Source organism: Pedobacter sp., from assembly GCF_031119335.1.
Classification (GTDB): Bacteria; Bacteroidota; Bacteroidia; order Sphingobacteriales; family Sphingobacteriaceae; genus Pedobacter.
Window position 1 is genome coordinate 15,707 of the sequence record NZ_JAVHXT010000010.1, and the last position, 15,448, is coordinate 31,154.

A 15,448-nucleotide genomic window follows, 5' to 3' on the forward strand; every position below is an offset into this window, starting at 1 on the left:
TAGATGTATTTTTAATTCTAATTTGTATGTTTAGTTTATGAATGTACTCGATTTTAAAATCACATACGAAACATACGAAAATTTAAACGAGCTGTCTTTGGAAGATAAGTTGTTGTGTATAAGGGCAGAGGAGGCTTTGCAAAGCTCGTACTCACCATATTCGAAATTTAAGGTTGGTACAGCTATTCAGCTCGCCGACGGAGAAATTGTTTTAGGAAGTAATCAGGAAAATGTGGCTTACCCATCTGGCTTATGTGCCGAAAGGGTAGCGTTATTTGCTATTGGCTCTGCTAAACCTAAAGCGGTGGTAAAAACAATGGCAATTACTGCTTATACCGAAAGTTTTACGATTAAAAACCCGGTAACCTCTTGTGGCGCTTGTCTACAGGTAATGGCAGAATTTGAGCAGAAGCAAAAATCGCCAATTGCGGTTATTTTTTATTGCTTAAATGGGCAGGTAATTAAAGTTAATGGTATTAAAAGTTTGTTGCCGTTTGTGTTTGTAGAAGACAGGTTGGCAAATGCTACCTAACATTTAGCGCCTGCTTTGCATAAATGTTGTCGGTTTGTACAAAATCGGGGTTAATGGCAAAGGCTTTTCTCAACTCATCTCTATAGTAGGGCGTCCACAGTTGTACTTTTAAGCCGGCTTGTTGTGCTGCCGCCACTGTTTCCTTGGTTACGGAAGGATCTGTGTAATTGCAGCTTAAGCCCTCGTATCCCAGTCGCACTGCATTGGCTATTTTTTGCGGCATGGGTTCGTACCTCATAAAACAGGTGGTAATGTTTCTGGTTGATGAAAATGATTTTAACCTGGTGCAAAACAATTGACTATCAACTTCTACTAATGTTTTATCAGTATGTCTGTAGTTTTCAAAAATGGTAGCCAAACTTGCCGCCAATTGGGTTAAATAGCCGTTTCTGTCTCCATAAAGTCTAAATGTGGTGGCGCTAAAGGAAACCTTTATATCTAACGAAATGTAAACTCCCGGACCTGCATTGTTCCAACTCAAAACCTCCGATAATTTATAGATGCGATCTTGTTTTGTTTGGTGGCAAATTCTTACTTGTTCAATATCAATATCTCTCATTTTTGGAATGGTGTCTTGAGAGTTGCTGTTGCAGACGTAACCTTTCAAACTAGCATTATGCCATATCCAAGGCGTGCCATCAAGGCTCATTTGAATATCTAGCTCTGCACCGTCTAACCTATTCACGGCACTTTTAACAGAGGGCAGTGTGTTTTCAATCAACAGATCATTGTAATTGTTGTTACCGCTACCTTTGTGCCCTAAAAAGTTAGTGGCGGTTTCAATTGGTTCGGGTTTGCCGCAAGAATTTGTAAGTATAACTAAGCCTGCTAAAATGAAAGAAATGGAAATTATACGATTAATACCAATAAGCATTGCAGGGGCTAAATTTTAAAACTTATAGTTGTAAAGTTATGTATTTTGAATACAAGTTCTTACAATCTGATATTAAGTTTTTCACAGGTAGATGGGAGTGTTAACAAAGTATATCGTTTTTACATAGGTAGATACGGTCGCTAACATAAGCAGGTGAGAATGCTGTTGCGTAGCTTTAGGTTACTTTTTTTAGCTCTAAAAGCGTGCCGATTATTAAATAATGTTGTTTTGAGGATAAAAATCAGATTTAAAATTTTTAAGTCACTTTTTTTGTGGTAATTTTTCCCCGAACGCAGGAAAAATGGGTTTTCTTTTCCTAAACTTTATATCTTTAAAACCTGAAGATCTAAACTGAATATAAAATGATAAAACTTAGAGCCTTAACGCTGGCAACCTTGTGCGCATTATTTTTAGCGTGCAACAACAACAAAGCTGATCTAGTGGTTTTCAATGCAAAAATTTATACGGTTAATGATGGATTTGAGGTGGTAGAGGCGATGGCTATCAAAGATGGGAAGATTGTAGCATTGGGTAGTTCGCAAGATATCAAGGTGACATACCCTGCCGAGGAAGAAATTGATGCACAGGGTAAACCGATTTATCCTGGTTTTATCGATTCGCATGCGCATTTTTTCAACTATGCAGAGAGTTTGAATAATGCCAACTTAACCGAAGCAAAATCATGGGAAGAAGTATTATCTCGCTTGCAGGAATTTGCTAAAACGCAGCCAGAGGGTTGGTTAACGGGTAGGGGTTGGGACCAAAATGATTGGTCGGATAAGAAATTCCCAACGAAAGATAGATTAGATGAATTATTTCCAGACAGACCTGTATTGCTAACTCGGATTGATGGCCATGCCGCTATTGCTAATCAAAAGGCTTTAGATGAAGCTGGCGTAACCAAGGCTTATGAGCTAACTGGAGGCGAATTTATTACAGAAAATGGAAAACTTACGGGAGTTTTAATAGATAATGCTGTAGATGTAGTTGGAAAGAAAAGTACTTCTATCACTAAAGACAAAATGATAAAGCTGCTAAAAGAGGCGCAAGAGAATTGCTTTGCCGTTGGTTTAACTACAATTGTTGATTGTGGTTTAGATTATGACGATGTTGAAGGTATCGAAAAACTGCAGTCGAAAGGTGATTTGAAAATGCGCTTTTATGTCATGCTGTCTGATAATGAAAAGAATTTCGATTATTTGGTGAAGCGAGGTGCTATAAAAACCGGTAGACTGAATGTACGCTCATTTAAAGTTTATGCCGACGGCGCTTTAGGTTCAAGAGGTGCTTGTTTGTTACATCCTTATAGTGATATGCCTAATAAAAAAGGCTTTTTGTTGAGCGATTTGTCCCATTTCGAAAAGGTGGCGAAGAAATTAAACGAGCACAATTTCCAAATGTGCACCCATGCCATTGGCGATTCTGCAAATCGTGCTATCCTGAAAATTTATAACCAAATTTTAGGTGCCAATAACGATAAACGCTGGCGTATAGAGCATGCTCAGGTGGTTAATCAGAACGATTTGGGTTTATTCGGAAGTGCAAAGGTAATTCCATCTGTGCAGCCAACGCATGCAACGTCAGATATGTATTGGGCAGAAGATCGTTTAGGAAAAGATAGGTTAAAAGGCGCTTATGCCTACAAACAGTTGTTGCAACAAAATGGTTGGATAGCTTTAGGAACCGATTTTCCTGTAGAGCAAATTAATCCGATGTTAACTTTTTATGCTGCTACAGCAAGAAAAGATGCCGCTGATTTTCCGAAAAACGGCTATCAGATGGAAAATGCGCTTACTGCAGAAGAAACCTTAAGAGGGATGACTATTTGGGGAGCAAAAGCAAATTTTGAGGAAAAGGAGAAAGGCAGTTTGGAGGTCGGTAAATTCGCTGATTTCGTGATTATGGAAAACGATTTGATGAATGCTAATGCTGAGCAAATTTTACAGAATAAAGTGATCAAAACCTACGTTAATGGAGAGAAAGTTTACGACAAACCGGCGATTTCTAAAAATAAAAAATAATAATCCAGCCTATTGCCATAACTTTATCAGCAACCAAAACCAATTTATAATAATGAGAAAAAATAGCTTGATGGGCATTGTTGCCATCTGTCTAACTGCTGTGCTAACCGTAACTGCTTGTGCACAAGATCACAAACACAATCAAAGTCGCCTAAATAAAATTAATGATGCCGTAAGTGGTACTGTGCTGCTCAATAACTATCAAAAATTTATTCCAATTGTAGGTTTAGCAGAGAAGCGTATTGTTTCAATTGATTTAGGTTATAAAAATCAAATCGGTTTTGATAGTTTATTGAATAAATACGCTGCGGTAACCTCATTAAGCGCTGCTAAATATGCTGATTCGGCAACATTAAATGATTTGGAAGATGATATCAAATTCTATAATACCATCATTGTAGCTGTAAATCATGATATGGCGAAGAATGGTAAGTATATGAACTTTATCACCAGTATAGCTAGAACTAAGGATGTAGTGATTTCGCTTTTTGGCAACGGTAATGCTTTGGCCTCTTTCGATCAGATTGATGCACCGATAGTTTGGAGCCCAGAAGATAACGAAGAAGCTGCCTTGGTGTCGCCACAATTTATCTTTGGAGGTATTGCTGCTAAGCATTTGCTTACAAAAACTTATTCTACAAAATACATTAAAGGTACTGGATACCTTACAGAAGCAACACGTTTAAAATACACCGTTCCTGAAGATGCTGGCGTGAATAGTAACGACCTGAAAGAGATAGAGACTATCGTTAACGAAGGAATTGCCAAAAAAGCTGCACCTGGTATGGTTATTTTAGTTGCCAAAGATGGAAAGGTGATCTACAATAGAGCTTTCGGTTACCATACTTACGATAATTTACAAGCAGATCAAGTTACTGATATCTTCGACTTGGCGTCGGTTACTAAAACTACCGCCACAACCCCAAGCGTAATGCGTTTGGTAGAACAGCAAAAGTTAAAGTTAGATACTACCGTTGGTTCGTACATAGCGAAAGCTCGAAACACGCCAATGAACGGTACTTCGGTAAGAGATGTGATGCTGCATCAAGCAGGATTTATTCCTTACATTCCTTTCCATAATTATGTAAAAGAAGGAGATTATAGCAGAGACTCCTCTGCCGCTTATCCAACCAAAGTGGCAGATAATTATTACATCAAAAAAGGTTTTTTCAACGATTTTATGTGGCCTAAGATGTTGAACTCGCCTATTAAAACTAAAGGAAGTTATGTATATAGCGATATCAGCATGTATGTGATGCAGGATATTGTAGAGCATATTTCTGAAATGCCAGAGGATGAATATGTACAGAAGAATTTTTATATCCCATTGGGGATGCAAACCGCCGGATATTTACCAAGAAATAGATTTCCTAAGGATAGGATTGTGCCCACCGAAGACGATAAAGTGTTTAGGAAAACATTGTTAGAAGGTTATGTGCACGACCAGGGCGCAGCCTTAAAAGGTGGTGTTGCTGGTCACGCTGGTTTGTTTGGTACGGCTAATGACATGGCTATCTACAATCAAATGTTGCTAAACAAAGGAACTTATGGGGGTGAGCAATATTTTACACCACAGACGGTAGAAATGTTTACCAGCAAACAGTCTAACGTAAGTAGAAGAGGTTTGGGCTTTGATAGGCACGATCCAGATTTAACGAAGAAATATCCATCAGAACTCGCCTCTCCACAAACTTTTGGGCATACTGGTTACACTGGTATTGGTGTTTGGACAGATCCTTCTCGTAATATGATTTATGTGATACTTTCTAACAGGGTGCATCCTACGGTAAGTGAAATGTTGGGCAGGTTAAATATCCGTCCGCGTATACAAGATGTTGTAAACAAAGCGATAGACAAAGGGAAAAAATAGAAGCAGTTATTTTGTCGTCATTTCAAAAGTAGAGAGAAATCTAGCGAATAGTTAAGCGTTAGATTTCTTTGGAAACAAGTTCAGACTTACGAAGTTTCAAAAACTTCGTAAGTCTTTTTAAACATCAAACTTTGATAGTCTTTCTAACAGTTGCCCTTGTTAAATAAACCCTATTGTAGCGAACACGTAGTGACAAACCTATGTGTTTGTCGCGGAGTAAAGCGAAAAGAGGGACTGAAGTAGCCAAGATTTACTGGCTTATATTTCCTATTTCTTTAAAGAATCGATCAGCTTCTGCATAACCAGTGCCCTATGACTAATTTCGTTCCTCTCTGCCATATCCATTTTTACAAACGTAATTTATTTCAGACTTACGAAGTTTTTAAAACTTCGTAAGTCTCGGGATATGTTCCTATTTCTTTAAAAACTCAATCAGCTTCTGCATTGCCAAAGCCCTATGGCTAATTTTGTTCTTCTCTGCCATATCCATTTCGGCAAATGTAATGTTGTAGCCATTTGGTTTGAAAATTGGATCATAACCAAATCCATTGGTTCCGCTTGGGTTTAATGTGATAGTGCCTTCTATTACCCCTTCAAATAAGTGGTTTTCACCGTTTTTTAACAGCGAAATTACCGTTTTAAACCTGGCTTTTCGGTTAGTTTGACCTTCCATGTTTTTCAGCAGGAGCTGAAGGTTGGTCGTATCGTCTTTAACACCACTGTATCTGGCCGAGTAAATACCAGGTTCATTATTCAGTGCCTCAACCTCTAAGCCACTATCATCGGCAAAGCAATCTAACCCAAAATTTTCGAATACGTAAGTACTTTTTAGCGTCGCGTTTTCTACAAAGGTATCGCCAGTTTCGGGAATATCTACCAAACAATTGATGTCTTTAAGGTTCAGGACTTCGTAGTTTGGTGCTAATATTTTGGCAACTTCTGCTGTTTTATGTTGGTTGTTGGTAGCAAATACCAATTTTTGTATCATGTTTTACTAGTTGAAAGTTATAAGGTTGAAATGTTTTGAAGTGGTCTTGCTGGCCTAGTGCTTTAAATAGTTAAGTTTTTTAAAGTACCCCAAAGTGATTTCTTGGCGTTCAAATCAGTATCGAGATCGTGCAGGTTGTGGGTAAAGATCATTCTTACCTCATTGAGTTCATTTAGCTGATGTAGTAATTGCTGCCCCAATCCCAAAGTTGGTGCCGAAACACCAAAAGAAATAACCAACTTACAAGAAAAGAACGAGTGCAGGTGCTCAAACTTAGCTGTAGTGTAAGCGGAGTAGTTTACCAATGCAAAATCTGCATTTTTAAGGTTTATGGATAACACTAGTTTTCGCAGTAGCTCGGTTCCTTGCGGTGTGCTAACTGGGTTTTGTGCATCATTTACCAAAATTAAGATGCTCTTTTCGTTTTTACCCAAATATTTAAAATCGAAAGTAGGTTGATAGGCTACAGCTGGCTCCTCAATTTTTGGTAAGTTAACCACTGTTTCTTTAGATGTACTGGTTGGCTGTTCAATCGTAGCTTTCGGTACCTCTGAAATCGGTTTAACTGTCTCTGTAAATGGTTTTTCCGCAGAAGAAATATCACCAGCTAAATAAACATCGTCGTTAAAAAATAATCGTAAAGCTTCGGCGTTATCTATAAGTTGGTTGCTATTCATATTTTGCTGAAAAATTTCTGTTAAAATTAGTTAAATATCTTATTATAGCACCTTAAATTGTTACTTTTATCCATTAATTAATAAACGCATCTTTTGTGAAAAAAGCCTGTTTAGTTCTATTTTTTGCTTTTGCCGGAAAATTGTTATTTGCACAAAATGTGGCTACTATAAACGGAAACCCAATTAGTAGCAAAGAATTTTTGTGGGTTTACAAAAAAAATCATGCTGGGCAAGATAAGCTTGACTATAAGGATTTGACGGCCTACTTAGAACTATATGTGAACTTCAAATTAAAGGTTGCCGAAGCACGGGCGTTAGGGTTAGATACCGTTGAAGATTACAAACAAGAAATTGCTGGTTACGAAGAAGCTTTAAAGACCCAGAAGAAAGTACTTGTAGATTCTCAAGAATACGCCTACATTATGAACGAATACCGTGAAGGTGTATTGATGTTTAATGTTTGCGAGCAAAAAATTTGGGGAAAGGCACAGGAAGATAGCGAGCAACTGAAAACTTACTTTGCCAGCAATGAAAAAAAATACGAAGGCAAAGCTTTTGATGAGGTGAGGGGCCAGGTAGTTGGAGATTATCAGCAACAGCTGGAAACCAATTGGATTAACAGTTTAAGAACTAAATACAAGATAAAAATTAACCAAGCAGAGCTTAAGAAGTTGGCGAAATAATGTTTGTTATTGGTATTTACAGTCTATAGGTATTACTTAATCGGTTAACCGATTAAGTAAATAGACAGTTAACCAGCAAAATAATTTTAACTTTGCGAATTATACAATAGAATTAGCATACTAATGAAGAAAATTTTATCAATAGCAAGTATTTTAATGTGCTTGTTTTTGAACGTTGAGAATGTAAAGGCGCAACCTAAACCAAATTTGGATAAGGTAGTGGCGGTAGTAGGAAGCAATATTATCTTATTGTCTGATTTGAACCAACAATATGCTATCTATCTAAATCAGGGTAATCCAGCAGATCCAAGAGCTAAATGTTATTTCTTGCAACAAATGTTGGTGCAAAAGCTATTGAAACAACAAGCAGAAATAGATTCTATCGTGGTTGAAGAAAACCAAGTTGATGATGAATTGGATAAACGTATGCGTTATCAGGTGCAGCGTATGGGTGGGCAGGAAAGGTTAGAACAGTTCTTACAAAAATCTTTGTTGCAATACAAAGATGAGATGCGTCCAGATATAAAGGAAGGTTTGATTGCACAAAAAATGCAAGCAAAAATTACGGAAAACACTACTGTTACGCCTTTAGAGGTGAAAAAATATTTTGACACCTACCCAAAAGATAGTTTGCCAGATATTGGTGCGGAGGTTGAAGTTGGTGAAATTGTGCTACAGCCTAAGTTAACCAAAGCAGAAAAACAAAAGTATTACGATAAGCTAGATGCGATCCGTTTGCGTATAAAGAGTGGTGAAGATTTTGCTTTCTTAGCTAAAACCTATTCTGAAGATCCAGGTTCTGCATCTGAAGGTGGAGATTATGGTTTTATAGATAGACAAACCATGGTAAAAGAATTTACCGCTTGGGCATTTAAGCTAAAGGCTGGAGAAATGTCGCCAGTATTCGAAACCGAATATGGTTATCACATATTGCAGGTAATTGAGCGTAGGGGAGAGCAATCACATGTGAGACATATTTTGGTTCGTCCGCAAAGTACTTTACAAAGTTTAGAGCGTACTAAATTGAAGGCAGATAGTATTTACCAAGATCTGCAAGCTAAAAAGTACCCATTTGCAACCGGGGCTTCTTTATATTCTGATAACAAAGAAACGCAATACGCCGGGGGTATGATGCTTTATGCAGATAACCAAACTGCAAGAACTACGTTGATGCCGGTAGAAAAATTAGATCCATCGGTGTTTGTGGTAATTGATACCATGAAAGTAGGAAGTATTTCGCAACCTGTTAAATTTAATGATCAGCAGAGTGGTAAAGAAGGCTATAAAATATTTTTCTTAAAATCTAAGGTTGCACCTCATAAGGCTAGCTTAGAACAAGATTATCCGAAATTTAAAGACCAAGCTCAAAAGGAGAAAGAATCTAAGGTAATGAGCGAATGGTTTGAGAAACGCAAAGAAACTACTTATATTAGAGTTGATGACGAGTTTGAAACTTGCGATGAATTAAAACTTTGGGTAAAAAAGGATAAAGAGAGTAAATAGCCAATGCAGTTTAAAAATGAGGTTGAAGCTGTTGATGCCCTGCATCAATCATTTAAAAATATACAAGCCGAAATAGGTAAGGTTGTAATTGGACAAGACGAAATTGTAAAATCAGTGCTCATTGCTATTTTTAGTAATGGGCACTGCTTGTTAGTAGGCGTTCCGGGCTTGGCCAAAACTTTGTTGGTGCAAACCGTTGCAAGTGTATTAGACCTCGATTTTAATCGTATTCAATTTACGCCAGATTTGATGCCTAGCGATATTATTGGTGCAGAAATTTTAGGTGAGGATAGGCATTTTAAATTTATCAAAGGCCCAATATTTTCTAATATTATTTTGGCGGATGAAATTAACCGTACCCCGCCTAAAACGCAGGCTGCATTACTGGAAGCGATGCAGGAAAAAGCTGTGACTGCTGCGGGTGTTACACACGGTTTGCCGCAGCCGTTTTTTGTGCTGGCTACGCAAAACCCCATAGAGCAGGAGGGAACTTATCCTTTGCCGGAAGCACAATTAGATCGTTTTATGTTTAACATTTCGTTAGATTATCCAGCATTTGCTGATGAATTGACGATTGTAAAAAACACTACTAGCAACAGAACGGTAGAACTACAGAAAATCATCAGCGCTAGCGAAATCCAATATTTCCAAAAGCTGATCCGCAATATTCCAGTAACTGATAATGTGTTGGAGTATGCAGTGAAACTGGTAGCTAAAACTCGTCCGAATAGTGAGTTTGCGACTACTGAGATTAATAACTTCATTTCATGGGGTGCTGGTCCAAGGGCTTCTCAGTTTTTGGTGTTAGGTGCTAAATGTCATGCTGCTATTTCTGGAAAGTATTCGCCAGATATTGAGGATGTACAAGCTGTAGCTGAAGCGATATTGCGCCATAGAATTGTGCGTAACTATAGAGCAGAGGCCGAAGGTTTAACTACCGAACAAATCATCAGAAACATTTTCTAATTAATATCATTTCGATGCATGCTTTTAAGTGTCAAAATGTTTGATGCTAGAGATTTCGTATATTTGCAATGGTATGAAAATTACAAGAAATACAGTTGCAAAAACGGAAATCAAAAAGCTTATTCATAGTTCTGAAGTGGCTTTGTCGCATACAGAAATACAGGCTGCTTTAAATGATTTATGTGATAGAGTTACGATTTATCGGGTGTTGGATAGATTGGTAGAAGAGGGCGACGTGCATAGGATTGTAAACGTAGATGGTGTAATTAAATACGCCGAATGCCACGACTGCGAAAAGCAACATCATCATAATCACGTTCACTTTAGCTGCGAGAAATGTAAATCGGTAACTTGTTTAGAAGACGTTGAACCAACTTTTAAATTACCACAGCAGTATCAAGTTAAAGAAGTGAATTTTACGCTTTCGGGTTTGTGTCCGAAGTGTTCTTGATATAGTTGATACCTCAGTTTGATTATTAAATGAGCTAAGACAGACCGTTAAAACCGATGCTGAAATAAATTCAGCATGACGAACCGCGAATATCTCGTCACCCTGACCTGTAGCGAAGCGGAAAGCTATGAAATAAATTTATTTCAGGGTCAGTTTGATTTAAAACATGCTATAGGGTAATAAGTCAGTCAGTTAAATAATAATCTAACTAAGGTTAATAAGACATTTCTACGTCATTGCAATGACGAATAATTATAACTTAATCGCCAGCTTTCCAATCGTAGTTCCAGACTCCAATTGCTCGTGAGCTTGCTTTAAAGTTTCTGCTGAAAGACCTTCTAATGTTTCAGTTAAAGTATGCACTAAAACTCCTTCATCTATCAAATCAGCAACTTTATTTAAAATGTGATGCTGCTCTATCATATCTTCGGTTTGAAAAGTAGAACGGGTGTACATAAACTCCCAAGAGAAACTGGCGCTTTTGGTTTTAAGTTTGTTTAAGGCAATTGGCGTAGCGCTACCAGTAATAGAAGCAATGTGACCTTGTGGTTTAATCAGTTCTACCATTTCGTCCCAATAAGCATTGGTATCTACGAAGTCTACAATGAAATCTACGTACTGAAAGCCTGTATTTTTTACTTCTTCTACCAAGTTTTTATGGTTGACTACCACGTCTGCACCCATTTTTTTGCACCAATCAATAGTTTCTGGTCTAGATGCTGTGGCGATTACTTTTAAGCCAGCTATTTTTTTTGCAAGCTGTATGGCGATAGAACCTACACCGCCGGCACCTGCAATAATTAACAGTGTTTTGCCTTTATCTTTTTCTGTACTGACACGAATTCTATCGAACAAAATTTCCCAGGCGGTTAAGGAAGTAAGCGGCATTGCTGCGGCTTCCTCATTGCTTAAGATCTTCGGTTTTTTGCCCACAATACGTTCGTCAATAACTTGATATTCGGCATTGCAACCAGGTTTGGTGATGTCGCCTGCGTAGTAAACTTCATCACCAACGTTGAACAACGAAACCTCGTTTCCAACGGCTTCTACCACTCCACAAGCATCCCAGCCAATAATTTTAGGTTCGGCAAGTTCGGTATCTTTTGCAGCATTCTGTCTAATTTTATAATCAACTGGATTTACCGCGATGGCATTTATTTTTACCAAAAGTTGGTGTCCTTGTGGAGTTGGTTTTTCGGTTTCGAAATCTATGAAACTGTTTGCTGCTGATATGGGAAGGGAGGTTCTAAATCCTACTGCTTTCATGATGTTGGGGTTTATGTTTTAACCCATCATTGCGAGGTGTGAAGCAATGACGAAGGCGTTTATATTATCAAATATATTATAAAGTTATGCTCTTTCTCGGCTTTGCAGCTGATAAATGAACAAGATGCTAAAAAACTGACAAATTTATTGTGTTGGTTGTTTTCTAAACCTAATTTTCACCTGTGGTTGGTGTTATCACCAAACCACATAAAACTAAACACTACAATAGTTGGTGATAACATCAACCATAGGGAAAACTTGTACTTCCGTAAATGTTAAAGATGTTTAACGTTTGACAAAGTTTTTGCAATTCCTTTTGTTTTCTAAACCTGATTGAGCGGATTAGCCCGCAGCCCAGAGTTTATCGAAGGGCGAGGACTATGAGCGAAAGCAGGGCTATCCGTAAATAGCACCTCGATTACTGCTTTTCAAATTTTATTTTTCGAAATCTAGCCTGATAGAAAAGACGTTGCTATAAAGCGCATCGGAACTGTTGCCAACGTTGGTTAATGCGTAATCTAATGAGAAATTCTTGATTTTGATACCCACACCCATATTAGGTTGGTAGGTGTAAATCTGCTTTCCAGTAAAATCAGTTGACTTTTGGATATTACCTACACCGCCACGTAAGAAGATCGTTTTCTTGAAATCCACAGATAAACCGATAGTTGGATCGGCGCTTACGGGATCAGCACTCACCAAAACATTTCTTTGTCCATCGGTGGTAAAATTAACATTGGTTTCGGCCATGATGTTAAATTTCTCGTTAATTGGCGTGGCATAAGCAGCACCTAAAACTATACGTGGATTGGTCGTTTCGGTAGAACTTTTAGGTATATCGTTACCGGTTTGAGCGTAAACGGTAGATAGTTTGTCGGCATTATAGCTCCAAGCGTTGAAGGTAGAGGTAATGTCTTTGCCAACAGCCGCTAAAATCCACTTGCCTTTTTTATACTGAACGCCAGCATCTAAGCCAAAGCCCCAAGATTTGCCGTACTCGCCCACCAAGCGGTGTATCACTTTTACATTGGCACCGTAACTTAAGCCATCGGTGTTGCCAATGCCATTTTTGCCTTTTTTGCGAGCATAAGAGAAGATAAAGGCATAATCTGCTGCCGAAAATTTCTTCACCCTATCGTAGTTGATATTACCATCTGCATCGATTAATTCAGAAGTGTCTGGAATATCATCTACACCAAAACGTATTATAGAAGCACCAACTACGGCGGTATTATCTTGCACAGAAGTAGCGAACGAACCATAGTCGTATTTAGCAATGCCGGCAAAATATTCGGAGTGCATAAAACTTACTTGCCTTGGCGTTTCCATACGTGCCAAACCTGCGGGGTTCCAGTAACCAGCGGTTACATCGTTTACATTAGCTACTACCGAGCCCGACATTCCAAATGCTGTAGAGCCCACACCTATATTAAGGAACTCGTTGCTGTATTTTCTTTGCGCATTTGCCGAAGCTGCGAAAAAAGATAAGATAATAAGTAGCTGATACTTGCGCATGGTTTAATTTAAGCGACTTTCAATTTCTTCAAATATAACCATAAAATCTACTTCTAATTGGATTTTGTAAAATTCGAGTACGGAAGTTAAATCGTAAGTGTTTTTTTCGGTAAATGGATGTTCCCATAAACGCATGCAAATACGCTGTAAAGCATAGCTGATGTTTTCTAGTTTTTGATAACTAAGCAAATATCTGCTGGATTTAAAGCTGTTGAAAAACTTGAAAAACTGATCAGTTTCGCCAATATTGCATTTAAAGAGGAAGTTTGTTAAGTCATTTTTGTTGATTTGCTCCAAGTTATCATAAAATGAATTGATATTGATTTTTTGATGCTCGATAAGCAGATGGTCTAATAAAAGTTCGACACCGATGTGAGCTAAAAAAGATGGACGAACAGGGCTTTCCTTCAAGATTGGAACAAGTAATAATTTTAACTCCTGCATCTTTTCGTTGAAAAACGAAGAGGAGTGGAAAATTAGATCTACTTCGAGATGCCTTTTCCAGCCTTTAAGCAACTGACTTAATCCCGATTTACTTTCAAATAATTCACTGTGCTTTTGAGGATGCGCATTCCAGTTTTTGTTTGCATTTTTCAAAAGATCGGGCAAAATGGTGCCTAATACAATATTTGCATTAGGTGTATTTCTATCGAAGTAAAAATGCGAAAGGAAGTTCATACTTGTAAATATAGCCATCTTGGTTCATTAGTTCATTAGTAAATTGGTTCAATTGCGACTAAAGCATTCTCTTTTACCTTTCACCTTTAAAAACTATCTTTGCAGCCTAAAATCGTTAAAAATGACAAATTTTGTAGAAGAATTACGTTGGAGGGGCATGTTGCACGACATTATGCCCGATACTGAACAGAAACTGAGTGAAGGCATGAGCGCTGGTTATATCGGTTTTGATCCAACTGCTGATTCTTTGCACGTAGGACATTTGACCCAAATCATGACTTTAATCCATTTCCAAAGAGCGGGCCATAAACCTTTTGCTTTGGTTGGTGGTGCTACTGGTATGGTTGGAGATCCTTCGGGAAAATCTGACGAGCGTAATTTACAAACTGAAGAAATGGTTGCGCATAACCTAGCGGGAATGAAAAAGCAATTATCTAAGTTTCTAAATTTTGAAGATGGCGGTAATGGTGCGGTGATGGTTAACAATGCCGATTGGTTCAAAGAATTTAATTTCTTGGATTTTATTCGCGACGTTGGTAAGCACATTACCGTAAACTATATGATGGCAAAAGATAGCGTTAAAAAACGTTTGGAAGGTGATGCTGGAATGTCTTTCACCGAATTTTGTTATCAGTTGGTACAGGGCTACGATTTTTATTATTTGTGGAAATACCATAACTGCGTATTGCAAATGGGTGGTTCTGACCAATGGGGTAATATTGTTACCGGAACAGAGTTGATTAGAAGAAAGGACCAAGGCACGGCTTATGCCTTAACTACGCAATTGATTAAAAAAGCGGATGGCACTAAATTTGGTAAAACTGAAAGTGGAGCGATTTGGTTAGACCCAGCAAAAACTTCGCCTTATAAATACTACCAATTTTGGTTAAATTCATCTGATAATGATGTAAAAGCTTGGATTAGAATTTTTACACTAAAAGGTAAAGAAGAAATTGAAGCTTTGGAGCAACAACATGACGAAGCACCACATTTGCGTATTTTACAAAAAGCATTGGCAGAAGATATTACAGTTAGAACGCACTCTGCTGAGGCCTTGGAAACAGCAATTAAAACTTCAGAATTTTTGTTTGGGAACGGTTCATTAGAGTTTTTAAATGGATTTAATTCTGCAGAAGTATTGGATATTTTTGAGGGTATTCCTCAGTTTAAAATTTCAAAAGCCGATTTAGCTGCAGGTATTGACACACCGTCTTTATTGGCAGAGAAAACAACAGTGTTTCCATCAAAAGGTGAGGTGAAGAAAACGGTGCAAGGAGGCGGTTTAAGTATCAATAAAAATAAAGTAGCCGATTTGAATACTATTTTCTCAACTGAAAATTTGATAAATGATGAGTTCTTAGTGGTTCAAAAAGGAAAGAAAAACTACTTTTTAATTATAGCAAAGTAGACATTTTATTAGACAT

Annotated in this window: 14 protein-coding genes; 8 read left to right on the forward strand and 6 right to left on the reverse strand. The window is 37.8% G+C overall.

Annotation, left to right across the window (positions count from 1 at the left end):
* The first annotated feature begins 37 nt into the window (after positions 1–37).
* Positions 38–532, forward strand: coding sequence for a cytidine deaminase (locus REI64_RS11680; protein ID WP_308850302.1), 495 nt, complete (start codon positions 38–40; stop codon positions 530–532).
* Here the strand turns inward: REI64_RS11680 and REI64_RS11685 are convergent.
* Positions 525–1,406, reverse strand: a complete 882-nt coding sequence (locus REI64_RS11685) for a glycerophosphodiester phosphodiesterase (protein ID WP_308850303.1) — start codon at positions 1,404–1,406, stop codon at positions 525–527. The two genes, REI64_RS11680 and REI64_RS11685, sit on opposite strands and share 8 nt — an antisense overlap.
* A 362-nt stretch (positions 1,407–1,768) precedes the next feature.
* Here REI64_RS11685 and REI64_RS11690 point away from each other — a divergent pair, with 362 nt between their 5' ends.
* Positions 1,769–3,427 carry an amidohydrolase gene (locus REI64_RS11690; protein ID WP_308850304.1) on the forward strand — a complete coding sequence of 553 codons (1,659 nt, stop codon included), beginning with the start codon at positions 1,769–1,771 and terminating at the stop codon, positions 3,425–3,427.
* 52 nt (positions 3,428–3,479) lie between these two features.
* A complete protein-coding gene (locus REI64_RS11695) occupies positions 3,480–5,297 on the forward strand; it encodes a serine hydrolase (RefSeq protein ID WP_308850305.1) in 1,818 nt (605 codons plus the stop codon).
* A 412-nt stretch (positions 5,298–5,709) separates the two neighbouring features.
* Here REI64_RS11695 and REI64_RS11700 read toward each other — a convergent pair whose 3' ends face one another.
* Together REI64_RS11700 and REI64_RS11705 are read right to left on the reverse strand one after the other, a co-directional pair.
* On the reverse strand, positions 5,710–6,282 hold the full coding sequence (locus REI64_RS11700) for a non-canonical purine NTP diphosphatase (protein WP_375141997.1): 573 nt from the start codon (positions 6,280–6,282) through the stop codon (positions 5,710–5,712).
* Between the two features lie 65 nt (positions 6,283–6,347).
* The gene (locus tag REI64_RS11705; RefSeq protein ID WP_308850307.1) at positions 6,348–6,962 is read right to left on the reverse strand and encodes a hypothetical protein; all 615 of its coding nucleotides are present in this window, start codon (positions 6,960–6,962) and stop codon (positions 6,348–6,350) included.
* A gap of 95 nt (positions 6,963–7,057) precedes the next feature.
* Here REI64_RS11705 and REI64_RS11710 point away from each other — a divergent pair, with 95 nt between their 5' ends.
* The 4 genes from REI64_RS11710 to REI64_RS11725 all read left to right on the forward strand — a co-directional run bounded on the left by REI64_RS11710 (position 7,058) and on the right by REI64_RS11725 (position 10,565).
* Positions 7,058–7,645: a hypothetical protein gene (locus tag REI64_RS11710; protein ID WP_308850308.1), complete on the forward strand. Its 588-nt coding sequence runs from the start codon at positions 7,058–7,060 to the stop codon at positions 7,643–7,645.
* Between the two features lie 123 nt (positions 7,646–7,768).
* Entirely contained in the window at positions 7,769–9,148 is a 1,380-nt protein-coding gene (locus tag REI64_RS11715; RefSeq protein WP_308850309.1) for a peptidylprolyl isomerase, read from the forward strand.
* A 3-nt stretch (positions 9,149–9,151) separates the two neighbouring features.
* On the forward strand, positions 9,152–10,114 hold the full coding sequence (locus tag REI64_RS11720; protein ID WP_308850310.1) for a MoxR family ATPase: 963 nt from the start codon (positions 9,152–9,154) through the stop codon (positions 10,112–10,114).
* A 73-nt stretch (positions 10,115–10,187) separates the two neighbouring features.
* Complete coding sequence (locus REI64_RS11725) at positions 10,188–10,565, forward strand: transcriptional repressor (RefSeq protein ID WP_308850311.1); 378 nt, start codon at positions 10,188–10,190, stop codon at positions 10,563–10,565.
* Between the two features lie 252 nt (positions 10,566–10,817).
* Here REI64_RS11725 and REI64_RS11730 read toward each other — a convergent pair whose 3' ends face one another.
* The 3 genes from REI64_RS11730 to REI64_RS11740 form a co-directional block, all read right to left on the reverse strand.
* Positions 10,818–11,831 (reverse strand): zinc-binding alcohol dehydrogenase family protein, encoded by a 1,014-nt coding sequence (locus REI64_RS11730; protein ID WP_308850312.1) that lies wholly within the window; start codon positions 11,829–11,831, stop codon positions 10,818–10,820.
* Between the two features lie 435 nt (positions 11,832–12,266).
* The gene (locus tag REI64_RS11735) at positions 12,267–13,346 is read right to left on the reverse strand and encodes a hypothetical protein (protein ID WP_308850313.1); all 1,080 of its coding nucleotides are present in this window, start codon (positions 13,344–13,346) and stop codon (positions 12,267–12,269) included.
* 3 nt (positions 13,347–13,349) lie between these two features.
* Complete coding sequence (locus REI64_RS11740; protein ID WP_308850314.1) at positions 13,350–14,042, reverse strand: hypothetical protein; 693 nt, start codon at positions 14,040–14,042, stop codon at positions 13,350–13,352.
* A gap of 103 nt (positions 14,043–14,145) precedes the next feature.
* Here REI64_RS11740 and tyrS point away from each other — a divergent pair, with 103 nt between their 5' ends.
* Positions 14,146–15,432: a tyrosine--tRNA ligase gene (gene tyrS, locus REI64_RS11745; RefSeq protein ID WP_308850315.1), complete on the forward strand. Its 1,287-nt coding sequence runs from the start codon at positions 14,146–14,148 to the stop codon at positions 15,430–15,432.
* Positions 15,433–15,448 lie beyond the last annotated feature (16 nt).

What these genes read in the sequence shown, in the direction of transcription:
- REI64_RS11690 (WP_308850304.1), top strand. Translation starts at nt 1,769, where the DNA reads ATGATAAAACTTAGAGCCTTAACGCTGGCAACCTTGTGCGCATTATTT.
- REI64_RS11705 (WP_308850307.1), bottom strand. Translation starts at nt 6,962, where the DNA reads ATGAATAGCAACCAACTTATAGATAACGCCGAAGCTTTACGATTATTT.
- REI64_RS11685 (WP_308850303.1), bottom strand. Translation starts at nt 1,406, where the DNA reads ATGCTTATTGGTATTAATCGTATAATTTCCATTTCTTTCATTTTAGCA.
- REI64_RS11725 (WP_308850311.1), top strand. Translation starts at nt 10,188, where the DNA reads ATGAAAATTACAAGAAATACAGTTGCAAAAACGGAAATCAAAAAGCTT.
- REI64_RS11715 (WP_308850309.1), top strand. Translation starts at nt 7,769, where the DNA reads ATGAAGAAAATTTTATCAATAGCAAGTATTTTAATGTGCTTGTTTTTG.
- tyrS (WP_308850315.1), top strand. Translation starts at nt 14,146, where the DNA reads ATGACAAATTTTGTAGAAGAATTACGTTGGAGGGGCATGTTGCACGAC.
- REI64_RS11735 (WP_308850313.1), bottom strand. Translation starts at nt 13,346, where the DNA reads ATGCGCAAGTATCAGCTACTTATTATCTTATCTTTTTTCGCAGCTTCG.
- REI64_RS11695 (WP_308850305.1), top strand. Translation starts at nt 3,480, where the DNA reads ATGAGAAAAAATAGCTTGATGGGCATTGTTGCCATCTGTCTAACTGCT.
- REI64_RS11680 (WP_308850302.1), top strand. Translation starts at nt 38, where the DNA reads ATGAATGTACTCGATTTTAAAATCACATACGAAACATACGAAAATTTA.
- REI64_RS11740 (WP_308850314.1), bottom strand. Translation starts at nt 14,042, where the DNA reads ATGGCTATATTTACAAGTATGAACTTCCTTTCGCATTTTTACTTCGAT.
- REI64_RS11720 (WP_308850310.1), top strand. Translation starts at nt 9,152, where the DNA reads ATGCAGTTTAAAAATGAGGTTGAAGCTGTTGATGCCCTGCATCAATCA.
- REI64_RS11730 (WP_308850312.1), bottom strand. Translation starts at nt 11,831, where the DNA reads ATGAAAGCAGTAGGATTTAGAACCTCCCTTCCCATATCAGCAGCAAAC.